This window comes from Actinomyces bouchesdurhonensis (genome assembly GCF_963540955.1).
Lineage (GTDB): Bacteria > Actinomycetota > Actinomycetes > Actinomycetales > Actinomycetaceae > Pauljensenia > Pauljensenia bouchesdurhonensis.
The window spans coordinates 12,428-36,060 of the sequence record NZ_CAUTSL010000009.1 but is presented as its reverse complement, the minus strand read 5'-3'; the positions used below and the strand labels follow the sequence as shown (position 1 = coordinate 36,060).

The window sequence follows — 23,633 nt, the reverse complement described above, 5'->3', positions numbered from 1 at the left end:
ATGTATAATGTATCACACTGCGGTGATCTTTCTTGCTGCTTCGGCAGTGTTTAGGGCTTAGGTCCTTCGTTCGGTCGTGTTGCGGCCATGCGCCTGAGCTACAGGCAAGCCTCGCGCGCGTTAGTATAGACAAACCAGCATGCTTCACAATGTCGGGGGTTTGCCGAGCGTGCCCAGCGGCGGCGCTGCACGTGACGCGGAGGAGCCGACACTTTCTCACGCCTGGAGGTCTACGTATGATGAACACCGCTGTTTCCACCCCGCCACTTCACGATGCCAACGCTCGACGATGCCCCGATGACCTATGGGCGCTGGGGGAGCTGGCCGTGGCCCGTGCCCGCCGCTGGGCAGACGAGTCAGCCCACGAGCCGACACCCCAATCGGCCAAGCTCCTGTCCCGCATCCTCTCCGATCCGGACGGTCTGACCTTCACCACCCGATTCGTCGATGACGTAGTGCGACCCGCGGATCTGGATGTGGCCAGCGCAGCCATGAAGCGGCTGTCTGCCGGACGCAAGAACTTCCTTCCTCCGGTTCTTGCAGCTGCGATGGGGCTCGGGGCGACCGCATCGCACCTGGCTCCCCACACTGTGACGACGGCGGCCCGCCGCGTGTTCCGCGAGATCGTTGGCGATCTCGTTGTCGACGCGACGGATAAGGGCCTCGGCCCGGCGCTCGCGCGCCTTCGTAAAGGTGGACACCGCCTGAACGTCAACCTCCTCGGCGAGGCCGTCCTCGGCGAGAAAGAAGCCGCTCATCGCCTGGCTGAGGTGTCTCGCCTCGTGACGCGAGACGATGTTGACTACGTTTCCATCAAGGTCTCCGCTGTAACAGGCCCGCACAACCCCTGGGGTTTCGAGGAGGTCGTCGCCCATGGTGTCCGTGCCCTATTGCCTCTCTACCGCCTCGCCCGCGATCACGGGACCTTCCTGAACCTCGATATGGAGGATTACAAGGACCTCGACCTGACGATCGCGGTGTTCACAGCCATCCTCGATCAGCCGGATATGCGCGGCTACGAGGCCGGTATCGTCCTGCAGGCCTACCTGCCCGACTCGCTCGGTGCGCTCCAGCGCCTCCATGAGTGGGCACGTCAGCGCGTCGATGCTGGTGGCTCGCGAATCAAAGTCCGTGTCGTCAAGGGCGCGAACCTGTCCATGGAGAGGGTGGACGCGCAGATTCACGGCTGGGAGCTCACCACCTGGCCGTCGAAACAGGCGACCGACACGAACTACAAGCGCATGCTCAGTTGGGCGATGACACCTGAGCGTACCCGCGCGATCCGACTGGGTGTGGCCGGACAGAATATTTTCGACATTGCCTTCGCATACGAGCTGCGCGCTGCGCGCGGCGTCGAGGACAGCGTTGAGTTCGAGATGCTCTCCGGTATGGCGACCGGCATCCAAGAGGTCGTACGCCGCGATGTCGGCTCTCTTCTTCTGTATGTCCCAGTCGTCAACCCCCGTGAGTTCGATGTTGCGATCTCCTACCTGGTGCGCCGCCTCGAAGAGAACGCCGCGCCTGAAAACTTCATGTCCGGCGTCTTTGACATCGCTTCCAATGAGGATGTGTTCGCTCGTGAGCGCGATCGTTTCCTTGCCGCGCTTTCCGACGTTGATCCGGACGCTTGCGTACCCGTTCCCAATCGCCGCCAGGACCGTCTTGCTGAACGCGAGGGGGGTGTTCCCGCCGAGCGGGGGAGTCTCGCCGAGCGCGCACATCGTCCCTTCGCTTCCGAGCCTGATTCTGATCCGGCCTTGGCTGCCAACCGGCAGTGGGCGCGCGACATTGCTGCGGCAATTCCGGCCTCGACGCGGGGTGTCGAGGCGGTGCGTGTCGGCGAGCAAGCCTTGGCTACGAACGAAGCGATTGATGCTCTCGTCGAGGCGAGCGCGCGCGCCGCGCACTCCTGGCAGGCTCTGACTCCTGAGGAGCGCGCCGCCGCCCTGCACCGTGTCGGCGATGTCCTGGCGGCGCGCCGAGGTGAGCTTATTGAGGTTGCGGGGTCTGAGGCTGGCAAGACCATCGATCAGGCCGACCCCGAGGTGAGTGAGGCCATCGACTTCTGCCACCACTATGCGGGTGCCTCCTTGAAACTATCCGACGAAGCATACATGGTGGGGGCACGATTCGTGCCGGTCGACGTCACCGTCGTTGCATCCCCGTGGAACTTCCCCGTTGCCATTCCCGTGGGCGGTGTCGCTGCGGCGCTGGCGGCCGGTAGCGCGGTCATCCTCAAGCCCGCACCGCCGGCCAAACGCTGCGCCGCGGAACTCGTCGCTGCATTCCACGAGGCCGGGGTTCCCAAGGAGCTGGTAGCGCTGGCCCCGCTCGACGACGGTGACGTGTCACGTTATCTCGTGACGCACGAGGGCGTTGGCCGCGTCGTCCTAACCGGCTCCTACGACACGGCGCGTCTCTTCCGTTCCTGGAAGCCTGACATGCACCTGTTGGGTGAGACCAGTGGCAAGAATGCCATCATCGTCACTCCCTCTGCTGACCCTGATCTGGCGGTGCGTGACATTGTCCATTCGGCCTTCGCGCATGCGGGGCAGAAGTGCTCGGCTTCCTCCCTGCTGATCCTCGTGGGTTCGGCTGGACGTTCCGCTCGCATTGCGCGCCAGCTCGTGGATGCGACTGCCTCGCTGCGCGTTGGGCTACCGGCATCCCTGGATTCCCAGGTCGGCCCAGTCGTTGTACCCGATGACGAGAAGGCCGTGCGCGGTCTGACGACCCTGGGTGAGGGCGAGCACTGGGTGCTCAAGCCTCGCTACCTGGGCGATGGCTTGTGGACCCCGGGCATCCGCGCGGGCGTGGTACCCGGCAGCGAGTTCCATCTGACCGAATACTTCGCGCCAGTCCTCGGCGTCATGCGCGTTGATACTCTCGAGGAAGCTATCGAAGCTGTCAACCAGGTCGACTACGGTCTGACCTCCGGACTCCAGACCCTTGACACGGACGAGCTCGCGGCGTGGTTGGAGGGAATCGAAGCCGGCAACCTCTACGTCAATCGCGGCATCACGGGAGCGATCGTGCGTCGTCAGCCCTTCGGCGGATGGAAGCGTTCTGCGATCGGTTCGACCACGAAGGCTGGTGGTCCCTCGTACCTGTTGGGCTTGGGTGTCATCGAGGCGGTCCGCGACACTTCTGTTGGAATGCGCGCCAGTCAGCGTGCGCCGCTTGCGTCGGGCGTGCTCGCCTTGTGTGAGTCGGTGCGCGGGCAGCTTTCCGAGGCGGACATGACGGATCTGCGTCGCGCGCTTGCCGCCGATGCCGACGCGTGGGCCTCCGATTACGGTGTTAACCGCGATGTCACCTCCTTGGCATGCGAGCGCAATATCTTGCGCTACCGTCCCACTCCTGTTCTCGTGCGTGCCGGGGGTGGAACCTCGCTGGTAGATACTGTGCGTGTCTTGGCGGCGGGTATCCTCGCGGGTGGGCCCATCGGCCTGTCCGTTGCCGATGACCTTCCGCTGCCGCTGCGTCAGTTCCTGGAGTCCGCGGGTGTTGACGTGAGTGTCGAGGACGACCACACGTGGAATGCACGCCTGGCAGGCGTAGCGACTTCGGGTGGCCTGGGAGTGCGCGTTCGTATCCTCGGCCCGCGCGAAGAGACCTCGGAGCAGCGGTGGGTTCACGCGAGCCGCGCGAGCTGGGGCAGCCCCGATGTTGCCCTGTACACGGGCGCCGTCACGCCGTGCCCGCACTCGGAGCTGGCGCCGTTCCTCCGTGAGCAGGCGGTTTCGATTACGAACCATCGTTTCGGGACACCGCTCGACTTGGCAGCTCAGCTCCTGTAGTGATCGTGTCTCTCGCTGCCCGGTGGAATCTGTGCCCATGAGATTTTACCGGGCGGCGAGGGGTCATTCGTGCGGTTGTGGGGCTGGAGGAGCGGCGATTCAGGTGCCGCAACCCAGCTGTTTTGACTTTTCGTTATCACGGCGCTTAACGTTAATCCTGTCTGGGTAACTATGTGGCGAGAATGTACTCGTTGGTTACGACACGGTGCGCCGCCGCTCAAGACGTCAGGAGTGACACGTGGGTACGAGTCAATACACCACCAACGGAGATTCGTTTGCGCGATTTGGAGGAGACATGTCGAGCCGTGGTACGTCATCGTACGACGGCAGTGTCAGTACGCAGGGTGCGCGTGTCCGCTTGTTAGAAGACGGAACCCTCGCGCAAGCTTCCCCTGGAGGTTTCGGCGGGAAGGATTTTGGTGCTTATCCGACATCTGCGCGCCACAAGCGCCGCTCGGTTGGCATGGTCATCGCCTTCATCGTCGTGATCGTGCTCATCGGCGTGGGCGTGGTTGGGGTTGTTGTTGCCAGATCAATGCGTACTCCCGAGGCTCAGGTTCAGCGCTATCTCGATCTGTTGTCCAGCGGGCAGGCCAGTGCCGCCTCGAAGATGGTCGATCCTGGCATTCCCAGCGAGCAGCGCGCATTTTTGACGGACGAAGTCCTTGGAGCCACGCCCAACCGTTTGATCGTCGAGAAGATCGTCGACATGAATGAGGGCTCGTCGTCCTCTCTGCATCAGGTCAAGGCCACGATGAGCGTCAGAGGAGAGCGTTTTTCGCAGACCTTCCGGGTCGTGAAGAGGGCTCCAACGCTAGGTTTTTTCGATAACTGGGAGATTCGCGATCCCCTCATCACGAGGATCTACGTGACGGGACGCAACGTGGAGGGCATGACCGTCGGCAATGTGCAAGCTACTGCTCCCTTGACGATCGATGGCAGTGTGCGGTGGGCTCTCCTGGCGTTCTATCCCGGCACCTACAACCTGGAACCGGAATTGTCCAGCGAGTACGTCACGGCTGATTCGGTTGAGGTCGTTGCGAAGGGAAACGATGGGCGTCCAGAGGGTTCTGAAGTGATGGATGTTGTGGTGACGACCGAATACACCCAGGATATTCGTGAAGCGGCGCTCGCAGCAATTACGGAGAAAACTCACTCGTGCGTGACTCCTCCTGGGAACCTTGATCGTGACTGTCCGGTTCCACTGCAGAGCCGCAATTTGGCGGTCCTGGAAGTTCAATTCGAGCCTGTCAGTGTCGAGACCGTGGACTATGAACCGAACAAGTTCCAGTCGGATCTCTCGTTTTTGATTCGTCCGAATACGTCGGGTGGTTCGCTCCGGTCAGTGCCGGCAGTCGCGATCGCGTCGCTGAGACTCGACGAATCGGCATCACTCATCCTTGACGCCGACGGTAAACCGACATTCGATGTGAGCATCGAAAAAACGGTTTCCACCGGGTGTTGATCGGAGTGATCGTTTCCATGAATGATCGGCAGCACCGACGCCGATTCGCGTACCTGTGACTGCGGGAATCCGCGCAATGGGCGGCGGGCGGTGTTGTGGTGCCCGCACCGGGTGTGTGGGGTGTACGTGCCCGTACGATGAAACAACCAGCTTCAATACCGGCTGTCCCTCACGATTAGCCTGAAAAGTCGCCCCGCAACGTGTTGTTCGAGGCCCGGTCCCAGCATCGTCGGGGGAGGTATCGGTGGCGCTGGCACGATCGCGCCGCCGATGGGGGTTGGCGGTGACGTGCGCTTGCGTCGCCCGTCATTGTGCTGGCGTGCTTGCGTCGTAGCGCCTCAGACGGAATGCGCCCCATCGGGAGGATTCCACCTGATCGGGTGCGTTCAACCCGTGCGGGAGCATGACGCCAGGGGTAATGGTGGGGGTTTTGCAGCATTAGAAGCCTCCCCTCGGCGTGTCGGCGGCGTGTCGCGCCTCTAATGGTGCAATTCCCCCCGTTTGATGGCGATGTCATCGGCAGGCAAGTCACGCACGGGGTCCCCGTGTAGCGCAATTCCCACCGTTTGGTGGCGGTGAGGCCGCGGTTCGGGGTGGTGAGGTCGCTGTTCGCGGGTATGTGGCGCCCAAGTCGCAGACCACCTCGACGAACAATGGCTGGCATGGGCGTGATGGCCCAGATGTTCTGTGATGCGGGCAACTCCGGGACGCAGTTCACCTCTGCGACCCCTCCGCACCCAGAGCTGGATGGGGGGTTTTGCAGCATTAGAAGCCTCCCGTCGGCGTGTCGCCGGCGTGTCGCGCCTCTAATGGTGCAATTCCCCCGTTTACTGTCGGTGAGGTCGCGCCTCGGGGCAGCGTGGCGCCCAAGTCGCAGACCACCTCGGTAACAAATGCCGACAATGGGGTGTCGTGGGCAAGGTGGTCTGCGTTGTGGGCGCAACGGCGCCTGACCTGGCGTGCCGCTCGCGAACCGCTGACAATGCGCGTTAACCCCGTGACACGCACGCCAACCCCTAGATATGCGCCAGGGCGCCGCCCACGCGCGGATCAGGGGGCCTGCGCCCGCAATAGCGGGTCCACGCGCGAGGTGTCGAACCCACGCGCGAATGAGCGGGCCCACGTGCGCGGCGAGGAACGCAGGCAGCTAGCGCGCTCGGAGCAGTTTCGCATGCAATTCGATTGAATGAACTTTCAACAGTGTCCGCAAACGTTGCAATCCCAACAATATGAATACACAGTGAGACACAGTGTCGGGGGAATTGCATGCGACATTCGCGGAAAGCTCGCCGGGCGGGACTCATGCGCTACCACTCGTAGCACCGCCAGTAGCGCAGCCGGTAGCACCGCCGGTAGCTGCGCCGGTAGCGCAGCCACTGGCACCGCCGGAGGCGCGCCAGTGGCCTGGCACGGTGGATACCGTCGCCGCAAACGACCTGCCCAAGCCTCACCGCGACAGATCAAGGGACCACGCACAGGCTCGCCATGAAACAACCACCTCCAACACCAACTTTCCCGCACCAACACACCAAAAAGTCACCACAAACCAACACGTTTTGTCCATCCTCCACGTTGGCTCCCACCATCTCCAACACCGACTTTCCCACGCGACAAAGCCGAAAAGTCGCCACATAACCAACACGTTATGTCCTTTAACCCCAAGTCGCCACATAACCAACACGTTTTGTCCTTTAACCCAGTTAATCCTCGAGATGAGGACGGCGGGAGGGGCGGCGTGCCTCTTGTCGGCACGAGAGGTTTCCTTGGAGCGACAGGGAAATAATGAACGCCCGCGACGACAGTCGCGGGCGTTGTTCCTCCGCCCGATGGGCGTCGGTTGTGTCCTTCAGATCGCGCGGGCGACCTTGTCAGACTTTAGGCACTTGGTGCACACGTTCAGACGCTTGGGCGTCCCATTGACAAGGGCGCGAACGCGCTGGATGTTCGGATTCCACCGGCGGTTGGTGCGAACGTGCGAGTGCGACACGCTCTTGCCGAAGCCGGGTCCCTTACCGCACACGTCACAAACGGCAGCCACGATGTTCTCCTCGGTATGTCTTCCAGTTCAGTCTTTGGCTCCCCGCGGTCGCGGGAAACGCATCCTTCGGTGCTTGAACCGAAGGCAACCATGACAGAATAGCGGATGATGCGCGCTTTCAACAAGTCGCACGCTGTGCCGTTCATGTCAGGTCGCACACAGCGAAGGTCGTGAGGACAATTGTTAGGGGTTTGAAAGGGAAGCTATGGAACTGAATGCATCGGTGATCATCGCGGCGTGCCGCGCGGGGGCCGAGGAGGCCACCAGGCTCGCGCCTTTCCTTGACGACCTGGACGGCTGGGATGGGGCGGACTGCGACACCGGCACGAATGCGGCAGCGACGATGGCCGCCCTGGCGGCCGCGATGGATTCCCTGGAGCCGCGCGCGCATCTGCGAGTCGCGCTCGAGGTGGCCGTGGAGACCCTGATCCGCATGGGCGTGGGGCACAGCAGCGTTGCCCTGGCCGCCCTGTTCGAGGCGTGGGCGGGGGTCCTGGGGGACGCGGCGCAGGTGACGCCCCTGGTCCTGCGTCGGATGCTCGCCTCCTCCCTTGCGCCGTCCTCCGCCTTTATTGACTGGTCGGATGCGCTGGCGGAGATGCTCGGCGGTGCGGTTCGTGAGCTTGCGGAGCTGGGGCCCACGCTGCCCGAGGCGGAGGACGTCTTCTCCCGCTTCTCCTCCCAGGCGCAGATCGGCCTCGTGGACGCGACGAACGAGGCGACGGGCAGGATCGACCCGGGGGGAGCCTTCATCGCCCTGGTTCTGGCATGCATTGACGCCACCATGCGAGATGACGCCGGCATCCTCCAGTCCTTCACGGCGATGCTCGCTGACCTGACGCGTCGCCATTCGCGGGCGCCCGAACCCGCCTCGCCGCCGCCGGGCCGCGACTTCACTGTCGACATCATCGTCGAGGGCGTCGCGGAGGACTTGCGCGTCCTCCTGGCCCGACTCACAGGCCTGGGGGCGCGCCTGTCCTACGTCGGGCGTGTGGACCTGTTCGGCATGGGGGAGTGGCGCCTTCACGTGGACACCTCCGCTCCGCTGGCTGCGCACCCCACCTCGGGTCAGGTCGTGCGCTTCCAGGTCAGCGACGCGCGCCCGGACGCGCAGATCGGCATCGACGAGCTCGCCGACGAAGGGCTCACTCACCGAGGGGTTCGCCTGCTGCAACGCCGACCGATGCGCAGGGTCGAGCGCGCCCGAGTCATTGCGTGTACGCGCGCCCCCGGCCTCGTCGAGGATTTGGCGCGCGCGGGAGCGGTCGTCTTCCTGAATCCCAGCGCGGTCGATGCAGCCGGGATCGTTTCGGCGGCGGGCTCACGCACGGGCGTCACACTCGTCGCCCCATGCGACGAGGCCAGCGCCGCCCTCGTGGGCACGGTGGCCTCGATGCTGCCAGCGCCCGCCCCGGGCGTTCCCGCGATCCTGCGCGCCGATAGCCGCGACGACCTGGATGTTCTCGCCGTCGCACGCGCTTGCGCCCCGCTGTTCGTGCCGCAACCGGGTGGGATCGAGGCTGTGCCGACTCTGGCCCGTATGCTCCGTGACGGTGCACACGAGGCGCTGACGTCGAGCACCACCGCACCACTGCCTCGTGACGGCGACCCCGAGGGCATTGCTGAGGCCCTGGCCGACGCCGCGCGCGGCGGCGCACACTCGTGGCGTCTGTTGATTTCGCGCGATGACGATGGACCCTACACGGTGGCGACGGTGCGTCAACTATTGTCCACACGCGACGCCTCCTCCGCGATCGACCTGGAAACGTGGGACGGCGGGCAAGCGGGTCCGAGCCTGGTTGCGGGGTGTTCGTTGTGAGCGCCCTCGACATTCCCCTTTCGTTGCGCCTACCGAAAAAAACCGCGAAGAGCCTCAGCAGTGCAGGCGTTCTCACGGTCGGGGACTTGCTGATGGTTGCCCCGCGCCGCTACTACCACTGGGGCAGGCTCACCCCGCTGTCGTCGCTGCGCGAAGGGGAGGACGTGACGATCCTCGCCGAAGTGGTGGGCACACACCTGGTCGCAAATCGCTCCGGATCGGGCGTGCGCCTCGAAGTCAGTCTCACGGACGGCGTGCAGTTTCTTTCAGCAACTTTCTTCGCGAAGAGCAGGTTTAGGCTCGCCCCCATCGAAACGATCTTGTCTCCGGGACAGTCATTTTTGTTCGCAGGCAAAGTGGGAGCGTTCCGCGGTAAGCTACAGCTCACCCACCCCTCATTTGAGGGCGTCGACGGGGAAGACATCGAACGCATCGCCACCCGCCCCATCCCGATCTACCCTTCGACTGGCACGCTGACATCGTGGGCGATCGCTCGTGCCATCGCCATGGTGCTCGACCACTTGGATGAGGCAGACGTGCCCGACGTTGTTCCCGCCTGCGTCCGCGAGCGCTTCCAGATGGACACTTATGCGCGCTCGCTACGCTTGCTGCACCAGCCGGAGACGGACGAGGACTACCAGCAGGCCCGCCGAGCCCTCGCATTTACGGAGGCTTTCATATTGCAGGCGGGTCTCGCGTCACAACGCCTAGGTGCGCGCTCGATCTCCGCCGTGGCGTCCCCCGAGGGGGCACCCCTGCTCGAGCGCCTGGTGCACTCCTTGCCCTTCGAACTCACTCAATCCCAGAATGACGCCGCCCGCCAGATCAGTGCGGATCTGGCAGGTGAAGTACCGATGAGGCGCCTGCTGCAGGGGGACGTAGGTTCGGGAAAAACAGTTGTCGCACTCATCGCATTCCTGCAGGTGAGTGCTGCAGGTCACCAGTGTGCGTTCGTTGCACCCACGGAGGTTCTGGCTGAACAGCACACCGCGTCCCTGCGCGCTTTGCTCGCGCCGCTGGGGCCAGACGCACCCGATGTGCGCCTGTTGACCGGGTCAACGACGCCCGCCGAGCGTCGCGAGATAGCCGCGGCCATGGCCTCCAGCGCACCCCTCATCGTCGTGGGAACACACGCGCTCTTCCAGGACGGCGTGCGCTTCGCTGACCTTGCTCTGGTCGTTGTCGATGAGCAGCATCGCTTCGGAGTCGAGCAGAGAGCTGCCCTACGTGGCGGACGCCAGGACGGCAGAGGTGTCCACGAGATGGTCATGACTGCAACGCCGATCCCACGCACCATCGCGATGACTGTGTTCGGGGATCTGGATGAGACGCGCATGGGTGGTATGCCTGCGGGGCGCGCGCCGATAGCGACCTACCTTGCCGACGCGGCCAACACCGCTTGGGTCGAACGCACGTGGGAGCGCGCAGCTGAGGAAATCGCCCAAGGAAGGCGTGTCTACGTCGTGTGCCCACGCATCGACGCTTCCGACGAGATCGCAGACGTCGAGGAGGAGGGCGCGCGCCCCCTCGCCTCCGTCGAAGAAGTCGCCGCCTACCTGCGTTCCCACCCGGCGCTCGCGGGCGTCGCCGTCCATGAGCTGACCGGTCGCACGCCGACTGCGCTCAAGGGGCAGATCATGGAGGACTTTTCCGCGGGACGCGCCCCGCTGCTCGTCGCCACGACTGTCATCGAGGTCGGCGTGGACGTGCCTGAAGCGACCCTCATGGTGATTCTTGATGCGCAGCAATTCGGTCTTGCCCAGCTCCATCAGCTACGCGGGCGCGTTGGACGCAGTTCGCTACCGTCCCTGTGTATCGCGTTGCACCGTCACGAGCTCACCGATTCGGGATTGGCCAGGCTACAGGCCTTCGCTCGAACGACTGATGGCTTTGAGCTCGCCGAGGCAGACCTGCGCCTGCGCAAGGAAGGTGACGTCTTGGGGGCGGGGCAGTCCGGGTCGGCCACGCACCTGCGATTCTTGTCGGTTCGTCGCGACGAGGCCATTATCCGCGCGTCGAAGAGTGAAGCGGAGACCCTGCTCGCCCAGGACCCGACCCTGTCGGCCCACCCCGACCTCGCCCGCGCCCTGCGGGAAGCCTCAGACGGGCAACTCGAATGGATGCAGCGCTCCTAGTGCTCCCGGTAGGGTAGGGGCATGACCAGAATCGTCGCAGGTAGCGCTAAGGGCCGTACCCTCGCTGTGCCCAAGTCCGGCACGCGCCCCACCTCTGAGCGGGTCCGCGAGGCGCTCTTCTCCCGTCTGGACCATATGAACGTCCTGCATGGGGCCACCGTCCTCGACCTTTTCACCGGTACGGGTGCCCTCGGTCTTGAGGCGCTCTCCCGGGGTGCTGCCCGCGCCACTCTCGTCGAACGTGCATCGGCTGCCGCTCGCGTCGCCACGGCCAACGTTCGCGCGACGGGGCTGCCCGCCCACGTCGTGACCGCTGACGCGCGCACTTACCTTGCCGCCCGCAGTAGCGACGCCCTCGAGGGGGAGGTGGACCTGGTGTTCATCGATCCTCCCTACGACATCGCCGAGGAAGATATGACGGAGGTTCTGTCCGGCCTTGCCCCGTGGATTGGCCCTGATTCGTTGGTCCTCGTCGAGCGTTCCACGCGTGTCCCCCCTCCTTCCTGGCCGACCTTCTTGGTCCTCGAAGACGCGCGCACGTGGGGAGAGACGGTCGTCTACTTTGCGGGTCCGCCCCTGCCAGAGGAACATGAGCGTGGGGACAGTGATGGGTGTGGGGGTGCCCCGGCCTCGTCGGGTGAGGAGCATGACCGGTGATCGCACTGTTCCCCGGGTCCTTCGACCCTTTCACGAATGGTCACCTCGACGTGGCTGAGCGCACCGCCGCGATCGCTGATCGTCTTATCATTGGGGTAGGTGTCAACCCAGCCAAGCGTGGGTTCACCGCGCCGAGGGAGCGCGTCATCCTCATCAAGAAAGCAACCGCACACCTTCCCGGGGTGGAAGTTGTCCTCCTGAACGATGCCACCATGGACGAAGCCCGTCGCTTGGGCGCGACCCTCATCATCAAAGGGGTACGCGGGGCGCAGGACACCGACTATGAGGCTCCTCAAGCGGCCTTCAATCTGGAAGTCGGGGGTGTAGATACGTGGTGGGTTCCCACGCGTCCCGAGCTGGCCCACGTGTCCTCGAGCGCCGTCCGTGAACTTCTCATTCTCAAAAAAGACGTTTCTCGGTATGTCCCACCAGCGGTGGCGCAGTATCTGACGGAGAATAGAAACTGAATCATGCCCGGTGGAACGCAGGAGGGACTCATGGCTGACACGCCCGCAGACAACAACCAGGACGAGTGGAACGAGGAAACCGTCTACGGTCCCTCCACAGTGATCGCCGCCCTCGACCAGATCGAAGACCTCGTCGAGTCCTCCCGTTCCGTGCCCCTGTCCGCCTCCATCATGGTCAATAAGGCTGAAATCCTCGACCTCCTCGACCAGGCGCGCGAAGCCCTTCCCGAGGACCTCGTCGCTGCCGATGCCGTCGTCGCAGACGCTGACGCTGTGCTGGGGCGCGCTGACTCCGCGGCAGAAACACGCATCGCTGAGGCGAACTCGCGCGCATCCTCCACCCTTGATCAAGCTAACGAGCGTGCCGCGCAGATCCGCGCGGATGCTGAGGAAGAAGCTGAACGAATGCGCTCGCGAGCGAATGACGAGGCCACGGCGCTCGTCTCCCAGGCTCGCGCTGACGCGGAGGCCACGATCGCCGACGCGAATGCCCAAGCCGCGCGCATCGTCTCCACCGAGAATATTGTGCGCATGGCTGAGGATCGTGCCCGTGAGATCGTCGCCGATGCCAAGCGCTCCGCCACCTCCCTGCGCGAGGGTGCGGATGACTACGTTGCCTCCTCCCTCGACGAACTCGCGCGTCTCATCGCCGACGTGTCACGGCGCACCGACGCCGGTCGGCGCGCAATTGCTGAGCGGCGCGGTGTCGACGTGACCGATGTGGACCTGTCTCATGAGTGATAAGGCCCTGACTCTGTCCCTGGCGCGCCTGCCCCGCGCGCTCGGGTCCACGCTCCGCGAGGACATCGTGTGGGTGGCTCCGGATGACCTGGGAACCCCCTCCATGTCGGTGACGCCAGGAACCCCCATTGAACTCTTAGTCGATTTGACCAGCGTTGAGGATGGTGTCCTTGTGCAGGTCGCCACCTCCGTTGACCTGGTCGGCGAGTGCGTGCGCTGCCTGGAGGAGGTACGCGAGCACCACGACGTGTCTAGCGCGGAGGTTTACTTTGAGTCCGGTGCCCCCGCCTTGACCGTGTCCGAGGACGATGGCGTGGAGGCCGACGATCTGTTCGTCATTGGCGAGCGTGACTCGATTAATATCGAGACCCAGTTGCGCGACGCCATTGTCACCCTCGTTGACCTGCGTCCGCTGTGCAGTCCCGACTGCGCTGGCCTGTGCGACGTGTGCGGTGAGAAGTGGGCTGACCTGCCCGCCGATCACGAGCACGTTGCCATCGATCCTCGACTGGCCTCCTTGGCATCTCTGCTGGGTGACAATGCCGAGCCGGGGCGATCCTGATGGCCCGCTCGAAGCACCTTCCTGTCCCTCCTCGCACCGACACCGACGCACTCGTGGAGGCGTGGGGCACGCGCATCGACGCACCCCTGTTGCGGCTCGCGCTCGTGCACCGCTCCTACGCGAACGAAGCCGGTGGTATTGCCAACAACGAGCGCTTGGAGTTCCTGGGCGATTCGGTGCTCTCGATTATCATCGCGCAAAAGCTTTACGAGCAGTACCCGGACGTGGCCGAATCAGATCTGTCGCGCATGCGAGCAGCCACAGTCTCACAGCAGCCCCTGGCTGCCGCCGCTCGCCGCATTGGCCTGGGTGATTTCGTTTTCCTCGGCAAGGGCGAGTCCATGCATGGGGGCAGGGAGAAGGATTCGATTCTCTCCGACACATTCGAGGCACTCATCGGAGCCACCTACCTGACCAGCGGACTGGAAGAGGCGCGGCGCGTTGTCCTCGAGCGTCTGCGTTTCCTACTGGTGGATGCTCCGTCGCGTGGCCATCACCAGGATTGGAAGACCCTTCTCGTGGAGTACTCGCAGGCCGAGGGCCTGGGCGAGGTGTCCTACGAGGTGGAGGGAGAAGGTCCCGATCACCGGCGCGTCTTTACCGCGCGCGCTTTCGTGTCTGAACGCCTGGACGCGGTGGGTTCAGGCCAGGCCTCGTCGAAGAAGCATGCGGAGAACGCGGCCGCACAGGACGCGATGAATCGGCTTTCCCCGGAAGAAGAATAAGTACACGAGGGTGTGGACCCTCCTAACAGTTAGTATGAACTCGTGAGTGAAAATACTTCCGCGCGTACGCGCGTAATGATCGTCGACGATCATGAGATTGTTCGACGTGGTATAGCTGAGATCGTTGACCGGGATGACACCCTGGAGGTCGTCGCTGAAGCCGGCTCCGTTGCGGACGCCGTACGTCGCGCTGACCTGGTGCGTCCTGACGTGATTTTGGTTGACCTGCAGTTGCCCGATGGTACCGGCATCGACATTATGACTAGTCTGCGCGCTTCTCATCCGCAGATCCTTCCCGTCGTTTTAACGTCCTTCGATGATGACGAGGCCTTGGCTGAGTCGTTGGAGGCTGGTGCGCGGGCGTATATCCTGAAGACCGTGCGCGGCGCGGAAATTACGGATGTTATCAAGGCTGTTGCTGATGGGCGCGTGTTGCTCGACGAGCGTACCTTGACGCGTCGGCGTGTTGATCACGAGGATCCGACGGCTGATCTGACGCCGTCGGAGCGTAAGGTTCTCGATTTGATTGGTGATGGCTTGTCGAACCGTGAGATTGGGGAGAAGTTAGGCGTCGCAGAGAAGACGGTGAAGAACCACATCACGTCGCTTCTATCCAAAATGGGTTTGCAGCGTCGCACACAGGTGGCGGCTTGGGTGGCAGGGCAGCGGGCTGCCGCGTGGCGTAACTGAATCCTGAGTTCTCCGACGCCCTGTGATGTTAGGTGAGGTGCGTCATTGTCTTTGGTTCATTCACTGATTGTCGGACTTCTCCTTTTGTATTGGGAGAATGCTCGCATACTCAACAGGTGAATCCAACAATCGTGAGAGGGCAAGCCCTGGCGGTGCGGGTTCGTGGTGTCCTTGTGTAACCGCGTGTGCGACGAGCTCCTCGGGGACAACGTGGTTGAGTGCCTAGACCGGCAGGGCGCAACGCGGCCCGTCGCCACGGCCTCGTCGATGGGGATTGAAAAGGGGTTACTCGAGCGGAGCGATCCAGCGAATCCTGGTGCCGATGTTGCCTTCCCCCGCAGTCGCATCGAAGCTGCCGTGGTGGCGTCGCGCTCGTTCAGCCATGTTCGCCAGGCCGGAGTTGCGGGTGCGTGACGGGTCGATGCCGCGACCGTCGTCTGTGATGACAATACGCACTCGACCCGTTTTTCCTTGCCCGGATACGTCGACGGTCACGGTGGCTGCTGTCGCGTGGGCGTGGCGGGCAATGTTGGAAAGACCTTCGCGCACGATGGCGACAACATCATCAGATAGGTCGGGGTCGACGCGCCCATCGAACTCGTCGATGACGATCAACTCATTGTCAAGATCGGAGTTAATTGCTGCCCCGTCGAGGGTGATGACGAGGGAGGGAGCGAAGCCCAGAGCAGAGCGGGTTAGGGAGGACTCGCGACGGATCCGCTCAACGAGTCCGACGGCCTTGTCTCGCTCGCGCAGGTTGTGCACGATCGTTCGGATCTGGCGGACAGCCTCGTCGATGGAAGCTAACGAATCATCTATAAGTGACTCAATGGCCACGGGATCGACGTGGCCGACGCTCACCTTCTGCTTGGCGGCGTCCAAGGCCATGCCGGTCGCGAAAAGTTGTTGGATGGCGAAGTCGTGCAGGTCGCGTCCGATGCGGTCTCGTTCGTCGAGGAGCGCAGCGACGTCCTGGGCGTGGCGGGCGGAGGCCAGTTCGAGAGCGAGCGTCGCCTGCGATGCCAGCGATTCCGCGAGTGAGAGCTCGGAGGAATCGAACTCGGGGGCTCCGATCTGGCGCAGCAGGATGAGCACGCCGGAGGAGACGCCGCGCGACCGTAGGGGGGCGTAGAGAGCGGAGCCGAAAGCAGCCAGCTGGGGTACGCGCATCGTCTGGGCGCGAGACATTGAATCCACGATCATGCCGGTTCCCTCGTGCAAGACACTCATGGCGCGTCCCTCAGGTGGGAACGTGAGGCCCAAGAGACTCGACGCGTTCTTGCCGTCGGTGATTTCTGCTGCCCATGTGTCGCCCACGGACTGTAGGACGATGATGGCGGTGTCCGCGTGGGATACTTCGCGCACGGTCTTGGCGATGAGTTCGAGGGCTTCTTCCTCGTCCGTTCCTTCAAGCATCGTCGTTGTCAGTGACTGTGAGGCGCTAATCCAGCGCGCCGTACGCTTTGAATCCGCGTAGAGGTGGGCGTTTTCCACGACGATGCCAGCAGCGGGTGCCAGGGCTGTGACAACGGCGGCGTCGTCGCTTGTGTAGCCACCAGGTTTGCCCGTCAGGTAAAGACGTCCATAGACCTGTTCGCGTACGAGGACGGAGATGCCTAGGAACGGGGGAGTGGAGTCGGGCAGCTCCAGGTCCGGAGCGTCGCTGGGGGAATTGACGAGGAGCGGCGCGGTGACGGGGATCGCTGTCGTCAGTGAATGAGGCACCGTCGGACCCGGCAGTGAGTCGTGGTGCTCGAGCTGGAGCGTTGTTGCACCCCACGTGTCGAGGACCGACATCGTTGCGTGTGGGGAGGATGTGAAGGCGCACGCCTGGTTAACGAACTTCTGCAGTCCGTCTTTCAGGTCGAGTGAGCCGGTTAGATCGATGGCTGCTTTGAGCAACGTGAAGTCTGTGTCGTTGGGACTCATTGTTCTTCCTGTCTGAGGGCCCACCGGTAGGTCGGCAGGGAACTGAGGACGTCTGTGTGGGTTCCGTGTGCGGCGACGCGTGCGGGCGCGCCGGGTTCGGGTGTCGCGAGGACGAGGACGTGGTCGGCATGCTCGAGTGCGCTGAGTCGGTGCGTGACGACCAGGGTAGCGCGCGTTGGCGAGTGGGTGAGCAGAGTATTCATGAGCCTGTCAGCGGTGGTCGCATCGAGGTGTTCGGCAGCCTCGTCGATGGCCATGATTGGTGCAGGTGCAGCGAGAGCGCGGGCCATCAGGAGGCGACGACGTTCACCGCCTGACACTGTGGTGCCGCCCGACCCGATGAGGGTGTCGATTCCATCGGGCAGGGAAGCAATCCACTGTTCGAGGCCGGCGCGAGCGAGGAGGTTCACGGCCTCGTCCCGCGAGAGGTTGGCGCGGGCGACGCGCAGGTTTTCAAAGATGGAGGTCGCGAAGACATGGGCGTCTTCGGCCGTCATCGTGATGTTGGAGGCAACCTGGTCACGACTCGCTCTCCATGCGGGGACACCGTTGATGAGGGCTTTACCAGACTTGGGGGGAATCACACCGGTGAGGGTCGCCAGCAGGGTTGTCTTTCCGATACCGGAAGCGCCCACGATCGCCAGGGAATGTCCGGGTTGCACAGAAACAGAGATGCCGGTCGCCAGCGTGGGACCCCCCGGCCAGCCGATTGACAGGTCGCAGGCTTCAACGATCGGCGGGCCTGCTGGGATGTCGTGGGTGGCAGATGGGATCTCGTCGCGCAGCAAAGCGCAAATGCGTTGGGCGGCTTGCGCGCTGCGCACCAGTTGTGAGGCGGCGGGGGCAAGCTCGGCTACCCCCTCGAAGGACGACAGCGGAATCAGGACGATGACCGCGAGAAGCACCTCGGCCAGGACCCCGGAGGTAGTCTGAGGGACGCCAATGAGGATCGCGCCAATGACGCCGGCGCCCATGGCGCACACGTCGAGTCCACGCGCAAGCGCGGAGAGTTTCGCGGAGCGTGCGATCGCGCGGGCCAGATCCGTCTCGGCCTCGTCGAGTGATGCGCGCGCGTGGGGGAGCGTCCCGGCCAGGGAGAGTTCGGTGGCACCTTCTAGTACAGCTAGGGTCGTGGACGCGATGTTAATTCGCGCCTGGGAACCCAGCGTTTCCGCCAGGCGTACCGAGCGGGCGACGAGGGAGGGCGCCACGATGCCAGACACAATGAGGCCAAGCGCGAGGACCAGTCCTGCTGCGGGCGACATGACCGTGACGACACCGACCGTCCCAATGCCGACTACGAAGGCAACCAGCGAAGGCAGGAGGGTCCTGACCACTACGTTTCCAACCTCGTCCACGTCAGAGCCTGCGCGCGTCATCAGATCGCCGCGGCGAATACCAGACAGGGAGGCTTCAGACTGGTGACACAAGCGGTCGTAGAGGTTGGCGCGCAGGGAATCCATGCCGTCGAGAGCAACCCTGTGCGAGGCTAATCGCGACAGGTAGCGAGCGAGGGCGCGAGAGACACCGAAGAGCCGCACCGACGTGGCTGCGACAGTCAGATAGAGGACGGGCGGTTGCTGGGAGGCGCGCGCTATCAACCATGCGGCGGTGCCGCCCAGGGCGATGGCCGAACCGAGCGCAGTGACGCCGAGCAGTACGGACAGGGCAAATCCCGGGCGTGACACGTCAAGCATGGAGATGCAGCGGCGCAGCGCAGCGGATTCGGAGCGGGTCAGGAAGAGCCTCATGCGACTATCGCCTCGTTTGCAGATGCCACGTCAATGATCTGGTCGGCGACCTCAATGATGGCGCTACGGTGGGCGATGACGATGACCGTTGCACCCCTGGCGCGCATGGCGCGAATAGAGCGCACGACGGTTTCTTCGCTAACAGCATCAAGGTGGGCGGTGGGTTCATCCAGGACGACGATCTGGGAGCGTGCAGCGAGCGCGCGCGTCAGTGCTAGGCGCTGGCGTTGGCCGACGGAGAGGCCGACGCCTCCGGAGCCGATGGTGGTGTCCCACCCGTGGGGTGTGGTCGACAGGACGGCGTCGAAGCCGGTGGCGTGCGCAGCATCCTCCAGGTCTGGAGTCCGAAGTCCCCCCATGTTGTCCAGGATCGTGCCGGGGACGAGCGTGGGGGATTGCGGCACCCAGGAGATGGAGGAACGCCAGGAGACTGGGTCCACGTCGGCGAGGTCCAGCTCGTCACTTTGTTGGTTCGAGGCCTGGGGGCGTAGACGGATTTGGCCGACATCGGGGGTAACGTCTGCGAGGAGGCATGCGACGAGCGTCGATTTTCCTGCCCCCGAAGGACCGGCGAAAGCAGTGACGGTGCCCGGGCGGATCACCCCGCTCGTGGGCGCGGGACCCCACGCTCCGCGAGCGTGCACGCCGACGCCGTTGAGCACAATGTCGGTGGCACTCATGTCCGGGCAAGCGGTGGTCCCCGGGTGCGCCGTGTCATCGGCCTGTTCGATGATGTCAAAGGCTGCGCGCGAGGCTGCAACCCCGTTAGCCGATGCATGGAACTGGGCACCCACCTGGCGCAGCGGTTCGAAGACTTCGGGGGCCAACATGATGACCGCGAGGCCGTGGAACAGGGATATGTTCCCAAATACCAGGCGCATACCGACTTCGACGGCGACCAGGGCAACCGACAGGGTTGTGAGGAACTCCAAAACTGCTCCGGAGAGGAATGCGACGCGCAGGGTCGCCATCGTCGCCTTGGTGTTTGCCTTGCCGAGTGCGCGAAGGTGAGCACGCGGTGCCTTCTCGCGCCCGAGGGCCCTCAGGGTCGGAAGTCCCGACATGAGATCCAGCAGCTGGGCTGTCAGGCGTTTCATGGTCTCCAGTTTGTCCTGGGACGCCGCCTCGGTGAAACGACCGATGAGGATCATGAAGATCGGGATGAGAGGAAGGACGAGAAGAGCGATGAGAGCAGACCAGAAGTCCAGCAGGAGAATAACGCCCAGTGCCGCTGGGGTGACGGTGCAGACAAGTACCAGTTGAGGTAGGAACGACACAAAGTACGGGCGCAGGTCTTCGAGGCCGGTCGACAGGAGTGTCGCGGTCTGTGCGCTGTTGGTTGCCCTCCAGCGTGGTCCCAGGGCAATAGAGGCGTTGATGACGCGTTTGCGCAGTTCGATAATGGCGTTGGTAGCGGCGCGTGCAGCAATTGCCTCGCGTCCCGCAACGACCATGGCGCGCAGCGCGAATACAGCCGCGACACCAGCGATGGCGGGAAGAATATCAGTCAGTGTGGCGGAACCTGAGACGACCGGGGAGAGAGCAGCGGAAATAAGCAGCGCCTGGGCGAGCACCAGCAGGGCCGTAACCGTTCCCAGGAGTGCGGTGAGCGCGATAGGGGTGCGAGCCGAACGGGCATAACGCAACAAACGAGGATCAAAGGGACGCACGGATACCATTGTGCCCCAAAACCTACCGTTATGGGTCGAAGGTCCCCGGCCTCGTCTTGGCACGTACACAACTGCGCCCGGCTCCCGCAGAGGGTACCGGGCGCAGCGCAGCGAATCAATCAGTCGGCGAGGAAGTTTTCGCCCAGACGGATCTTCTTCATGAGCAGGCCAGTCTTAGTCGTCACGTCCTCCGTGCCCACGCGGGAACGGAAGGTCCAGTAGGACCACAGGACATAGGCCAGGACGATGGGCAACAGGCACACGGTCACGATCGTCATGACGGTGAGCGTCGCGGTTGTCGACGAGGCCTGTTCGATCGTCAGCGAGTACGCCGGGTTGATCGAAGACTTCTGGACGGCGGGAGCCATCGATGCGAAAACCCATGCAACTGTGCCAGCGATCGCCACAGAGGAAGCCGCGAAAGATAGGCCCTCACGGCGCAACGTGGACTGCGAGAGCACTGTCGAAACGATGATCGCCAAGGCTGCGACCACGAGCGGGACCCACGCCAGGACGTTCGTCGTGTAGGCGAACTGGCCCCACACGAGCCACGCGGCGGCCAGCACGGTCGCTGCGATCGTGGCGGGAGCGGCGATAGCGTTCGCACGATCGCGGACCTCGCCCGTCGTCTTCAGAGCCAGGAACTGTGCGCCGTGAGCCAGGCACACCGCCAGGACGGCCAATCCACCCAGGAGCGTGTAGGGGGTCAGTAGCGAGAAGAAGCCGCCCGTGAGCTGGTGGGTCGCGCTCGCCAGCGATTGATTGACCAGGGTCGGGTCGACGACGGTGCCGGTGGCGACATCAACGACCTCGATGTGCATGCCCGCAACGAAGTTAGCGAATGCGACGCCCAACAACAGGGGGACAAGCCACGCGCAGATCGTGTGGGCCCAGTCCCAGGTGCGGCGCCACTTCTCGGTGGCCACCTTCGAGCGCCACTCGAGCGCCATGATGCGGATAATCAGGCAGACAAGAATGAGGAACAGAGCAAGATACATGCCGGAGAACATGGTTGCGTACCACTCGGGGAACGCCGCGAAGGTCGCCCCGCCGGCGGTCAGCAGCCACACCTCGTTGCCGTCCCAGTGGGGGCCGATCGTACGCACCATCTGCGTGCGTTCACGATCGCCCTTGGCTGCGAAAGGAAGGAGCATGCCGACACCGAAGTCGAAGCCTTCGAGGATGAGGTAGACCGTCCACAGAACGGCGACGAGGATGAACCACAGAATTGACAGAGTCATGATCGTTGTTCCTCTCTCAGTATCCGAAGGACAGATCGGTCGGGGCCTCGTCCTCGGCCTTGTCGGCCTTGGAAGAGTGGATGCCCTCGAGCGCATAGCGCTTCATGAGGACGAACCACATGACGCCCAGCACGCCGTACAGGAGGGTGAATAGAACGAGGGAGGTGAGCACCTGTCCTGCCGGGACGTTGGGGGAGATACCCACCTCGGTCATCATGGCGACGGAACCAAGGTCAGAACCCGTGGCCATCGCCTGCAGGTTCGGAACAACAACCCACGGCTGGCGACCCATCTCAGTGAAGATCCAGCCGAAGGACGCGGCCAGGAAAGGTAGCGGAATGTTGAGGACCGCGAAGCGACCCAGCCAGGTGTTCGACGAGGTCTTTCCGCCGCGGGTGGCCCACAGGCCCCACGCCGCCAGCAGGAAGGCCACCATGCCCAGAGCGATCATGAATCGGAAGGACCAGAAGGTCACCATCTGTGGGGGACGGAAGTCGTACTGCGCGGCGTCGCCGTACTTGGCGGTGAAATTCGAGTCGGAGTTGAGCAACTCCACCATGTGCTCCTGGATGTCGGCGACGCCCTCGGAGGTAGCTGAGAAGGAGTTGTGGGACATGAAGGAGGCGACGCCCGGGACCTTGATGAACTGGGTCGGTTGCGTGCCGTCCTCACCCAGGGGGCAGGAACCGAACTGGGCGACCGTGAAGGCGGCTCCTTCGGTGTCGACGCAAATACCTTCGGCGGCGGCCATCTTCATCGGCTGTGCCTTGACCATTTCCTGGCCCTGAATGTGACCGGTCGCAACCGTGCCAATGCCGCCGATGAGGACGACGATCAAGCCGAAGCGGGCGATGGGACGCCACACGTCGCGAGCCTGCGCCACGGCCTCGTCGCTGCCCTCACGGGAGGCGCGTACCATCCACCAGATGGCCAGGCCAGCCACGAAGGAACCGGCCACCAGCCAGGCGGACGTGATGACGTGAGAGTACTCGGACAGGTAAACGCCCGAGGTAATGAGTTTAAGGAAACCGCCGGGACCGTCGAGCTCGGCGCGACCGGTGTCAGGGTTGAAGCGGGCGCCCACGGGGTGCTGCATCCATGCGTTGGCTGCGAGAATCCAGGCAGCTGACAGCATTGTGCCGATGGCGACGCACCAGATGGTCACCAGGTGAAGGCCTTTCGATAGGCGCCCCCATCCGAAGATCCACAGTCCCAGGAACGTGGACTCGAGGAAGAAGGCGAGGAGGGCCTCGACAGCTAGAGGAGCTCCGAAGATGTCACCGACGAAGCGGGAGTACTCTGACCAGTTCATACCGAACTGGAACTCCTGGACGATACCGGTGGCGACGCCTAGCGCGAAGTTGATAAGAAGGAGCTTGCCGAAGAAGCGGGTTGCTTGCAGCCAGTATTCCTTGCCGGTGCGGTGCCATGCGGTCTGCATGATCGCGACCAGCAGGGACAGGCCGATCGTTAGCGGTACGAGGACGAAGTGGTAGACGGTTGTGATACCGAACTGCCATCGTCCGACCGTGACCGCGTCGAGCGCTGTTTGCGCGAGGGTCATGATGGGACCTTCCCGTGTGGGGATGAGAAATCGATATGCCCCGTGACGAAGACGTTAGGACCTACGTCACGGGCTGGCTTTAATGTAGCTCAAAAGACAGAAACGGAGCGCTTGAAATGCCGGTTATGTGATGGTTTTGTGACATATGTGTCCGAATATTTTTGATGGACTTGTCCGACTGATTATCTGGGTGTGATGTTGAACCTGTCGCCCATCGGGAGATGGTGCCTAGTCTTGTGAGACAATTAGGGTGAATGGATGTCGCGGGCGTGCCCCCGCGATGAGAGCCGAGCGATGATGTGCCGCCGGCACCTGCGCACCTGCGCTCCACTAGGTTTCCGCCCCCCGCGGGCGATGAAAATAGGGTGCGTCCCGGCAT

At 63.5% G+C, this 23,633-nt stretch carries 16 protein-coding genes; 10 read left to right on the top strand and 6 right to left on the bottom strand.

The features are described from left to right. Nucleotides 1-236: 236 nt before the first annotated feature. Both RYL44_RS02780 and RYL44_RS02775 read left to right on the top strand, forming a co-directional pair. Entirely contained in the window at nucleotides 237-3,800 is a 3,564-nt protein-coding gene (locus tag RYL44_RS02780) for a bifunctional proline dehydrogenase/L-glutamate gamma-semialdehyde dehydrogenase (protein ID WP_314975024.1), read from the top strand. 238 nt (nucleotides 3,801-4,038) lie between these two features. Next, nucleotides 4,039-5,265 carry a zinc ribbon domain-containing protein gene (locus RYL44_RS02775; protein ID WP_314975023.1) on the top strand — a complete coding sequence of 409 codons (1,227 nt, stop codon included), beginning with the start codon at nucleotides 4,039-4,041 and terminating at the stop codon, nucleotides 5,263-5,265. A gap of 1,846 nt (nucleotides 5,266-7,111) precedes the next feature. Here the strand turns inward: RYL44_RS02775 and rpmB are convergent. Then, nucleotides 7,112-7,303: a 50S ribosomal protein L28 gene (rpmB, locus tag RYL44_RS02770; protein WP_003792657.1), complete on the bottom strand. Its 192-nt coding sequence runs from the start codon at nucleotides 7,301-7,303 to the stop codon at nucleotides 7,112-7,114. A 205-nt stretch (nucleotides 7,304-7,508) separates the two neighbouring features. Between rpmB and RYL44_RS02765 the strand changes: the two genes are divergently transcribed. The 8 genes from RYL44_RS02765 (at nucleotide 7,509) to RYL44_RS02730 (ending at nucleotide 15,099) form a co-directional block, all read left to right on the top strand. Continuing rightward, complete coding sequence (locus tag RYL44_RS02765) at nucleotides 7,509-9,122, top strand: hypothetical protein (protein ID WP_314804662.1); 1,614 nt, start codon at nucleotides 7,509-7,511, stop codon at nucleotides 9,120-9,122. After that, the gene (locus RYL44_RS02760) at nucleotides 9,110-11,257 is read left to right on the top strand and encodes an ATP-dependent DNA helicase RecG (protein ID WP_314769684.1); all 2,148 of its coding nucleotides are present in this window, start codon (nucleotides 9,110-9,112) and stop codon (nucleotides 11,255-11,257) included. Before RYL44_RS02765 ends, RYL44_RS02760 begins: the two co-directional genes overlap by 13 nt. A 21-nt stretch (nucleotides 11,258-11,278) precedes the next feature. Next, complete coding sequence (gene rsmD / locus RYL44_RS02755) at nucleotides 11,279-11,914, top strand: 16S rRNA (guanine(966)-N(2))-methyltransferase RsmD (protein ID WP_073983484.1); 636 nt, start codon at nucleotides 11,279-11,281, stop codon at nucleotides 11,912-11,914. Further along, on the top strand, nucleotides 11,911-12,381 hold the full coding sequence (gene coaD / locus RYL44_RS02750; protein WP_314975022.1) for a pantetheine-phosphate adenylyltransferase: 471 nt from the start codon (nucleotides 11,911-11,913) through the stop codon (nucleotides 12,379-12,381). Before rsmD ends, coaD begins: the two co-directional genes overlap by 4 nt. Nucleotides 12,382-12,411: 30 nt before the next feature. Further along, on the top strand, nucleotides 12,412-13,122 hold the full coding sequence (locus tag RYL44_RS02745) for a hypothetical protein (protein ID WP_073983486.1): 711 nt from the start codon (nucleotides 12,412-12,414) through the stop codon (nucleotides 13,120-13,122). Next, a complete protein-coding gene (locus tag RYL44_RS02740) occupies nucleotides 13,115-13,684 on the top strand; it encodes a YceD family protein (RefSeq protein WP_314975021.1) in 570 nt (189 codons plus the stop codon). The genes RYL44_RS02745 and RYL44_RS02740 overlap by 8 nt, the downstream gene beginning before the upstream one ends. Beyond that, a complete protein-coding gene (rnc, locus tag RYL44_RS02735; RefSeq protein WP_314769692.1) occupies nucleotides 13,684-14,409 on the top strand; it encodes a ribonuclease III in 726 nt (241 codons plus the stop codon). Before RYL44_RS02740 ends, rnc begins: the two co-directional genes overlap by 1 nt. Nucleotides 14,410-14,484: 75 nt before the next feature. Next, nucleotides 14,485-15,099, top strand: a complete 615-nt coding sequence (locus RYL44_RS02730) for a response regulator (RefSeq protein WP_073983489.1) — start codon at nucleotides 14,485-14,487, stop codon at nucleotides 15,097-15,099. Between the two features lie 285 nt (nucleotides 15,100-15,384). Here RYL44_RS02730 and RYL44_RS02725 read toward each other — a convergent pair whose 3' ends face one another. The 5 genes from RYL44_RS02725 to RYL44_RS02705 all read right to left on the bottom strand — a co-directional run bounded on the left by RYL44_RS02725 (nucleotide 15,385) and on the right by RYL44_RS02705 (nucleotide 23,254). Next, nucleotides 15,385-17,028 carry a sensor histidine kinase gene (locus tag RYL44_RS02725; protein WP_314975020.1) on the bottom strand — a complete coding sequence of 548 codons (1,644 nt, stop codon included), beginning with the start codon at nucleotides 17,026-17,028 and terminating at the stop codon, nucleotides 15,385-15,387. After that, the gene (cydC, locus tag RYL44_RS02720; RefSeq protein ID WP_073983491.1) at nucleotides 17,025-18,779 is read right to left on the bottom strand and encodes a thiol reductant ABC exporter subunit CydC; all 1,755 of its coding nucleotides are present in this window, start codon (nucleotides 18,777-18,779) and stop codon (nucleotides 17,025-17,027) included. Before cydC ends, RYL44_RS02725 begins: the two co-directional genes overlap by 4 nt. Further along, nucleotides 18,776-20,458 (bottom strand): thiol reductant ABC exporter subunit CydD, encoded by a 1,683-nt coding sequence (gene cydD / locus RYL44_RS02715; protein WP_276740077.1) that lies wholly within the window; start codon nucleotides 20,456-20,458, stop codon nucleotides 18,776-18,778. Before cydD ends, cydC begins: the two co-directional genes overlap by 4 nt. Before the next feature lie 110 nt (nucleotides 20,459-20,568). Continuing rightward, complete coding sequence (gene cydB / locus RYL44_RS02710) at nucleotides 20,569-21,690, bottom strand: cytochrome d ubiquinol oxidase subunit II (RefSeq protein WP_314975019.1); 1,122 nt, start codon at nucleotides 21,688-21,690, stop codon at nucleotides 20,569-20,571. A gap of 16 nt (nucleotides 21,691-21,706) precedes the next feature. Next, on the bottom strand, nucleotides 21,707-23,254 hold the full coding sequence (locus RYL44_RS02705; RefSeq protein WP_314975018.1) for a cytochrome ubiquinol oxidase subunit I: 1,548 nt from the start codon (nucleotides 23,252-23,254) through the stop codon (nucleotides 21,707-21,709). Nucleotides 23,255-23,633 lie beyond the last annotated feature (379 nt).

Excerpts from the sequence above, each read along its gene's own strand:
- RYL44_RS02780 (WP_314975024.1), top strand. The coding sequence starts at position 237 with ATGATGAACACCGCTGTTTCCACCCCGCCACTTCACGATGCCAACGCT.
- RYL44_RS02765 (WP_314804662.1), top strand. The coding sequence starts at position 7,509 with ATGGAACTGAATGCATCGGTGATCATCGCGGCGTGCCGCGCGGGGGCC.
- rsmD (WP_073983484.1), top strand. The coding sequence starts at position 11,279 with ATGACCAGAATCGTCGCAGGTAGCGCTAAGGGCCGTACCCTCGCTGTG.
- RYL44_RS02745 (WP_073983486.1), top strand. The coding sequence starts at position 12,412 with ATGGCTGACACGCCCGCAGACAACAACCAGGACGAGTGGAACGAGGAA.
- RYL44_RS02740 (WP_314975021.1), top strand. The coding sequence starts at position 13,115 with ATGAGTGATAAGGCCCTGACTCTGTCCCTGGCGCGCCTGCCCCGCGCG.
- rnc (WP_314769692.1), top strand. The coding sequence starts at position 13,684 with ATGGCCCGCTCGAAGCACCTTCCTGTCCCTCCTCGCACCGACACCGAC.
- RYL44_RS02730 (WP_073983489.1), top strand. The coding sequence starts at position 14,485 with ATGATCGTCGACGATCATGAGATTGTTCGACGTGGTATAGCTGAGATC.
- RYL44_RS02725 (WP_314975020.1), bottom strand. The coding sequence starts at position 17,028 with ATGAGTCCCAACGACACAGACTTCACGTTGCTCAAAGCAGCCATCGAT.
- cydC (WP_073983491.1), bottom strand. The coding sequence starts at position 18,779 with ATGAGGCTCTTCCTGACCCGCTCCGAATCCGCTGCGCTGCGCCGCTGC.
- cydD (WP_276740077.1), bottom strand. The coding sequence starts at position 20,458 with ATGGTATCCGTGCGTCCCTTTGATCCTCGTTTGTTGCGTTATGCCCGT.
- cydB (WP_314975019.1), bottom strand. The coding sequence starts at position 21,690 with ATGACTCTGTCAATTCTGTGGTTCATCCTCGTCGCCGTTCTGTGGACG.
- RYL44_RS02705 (WP_314975018.1), bottom strand. The coding sequence starts at position 23,254 with ATGACCCTCGCGCAAACAGCGCTCGACGCGGTCACGGTCGGACGATGG.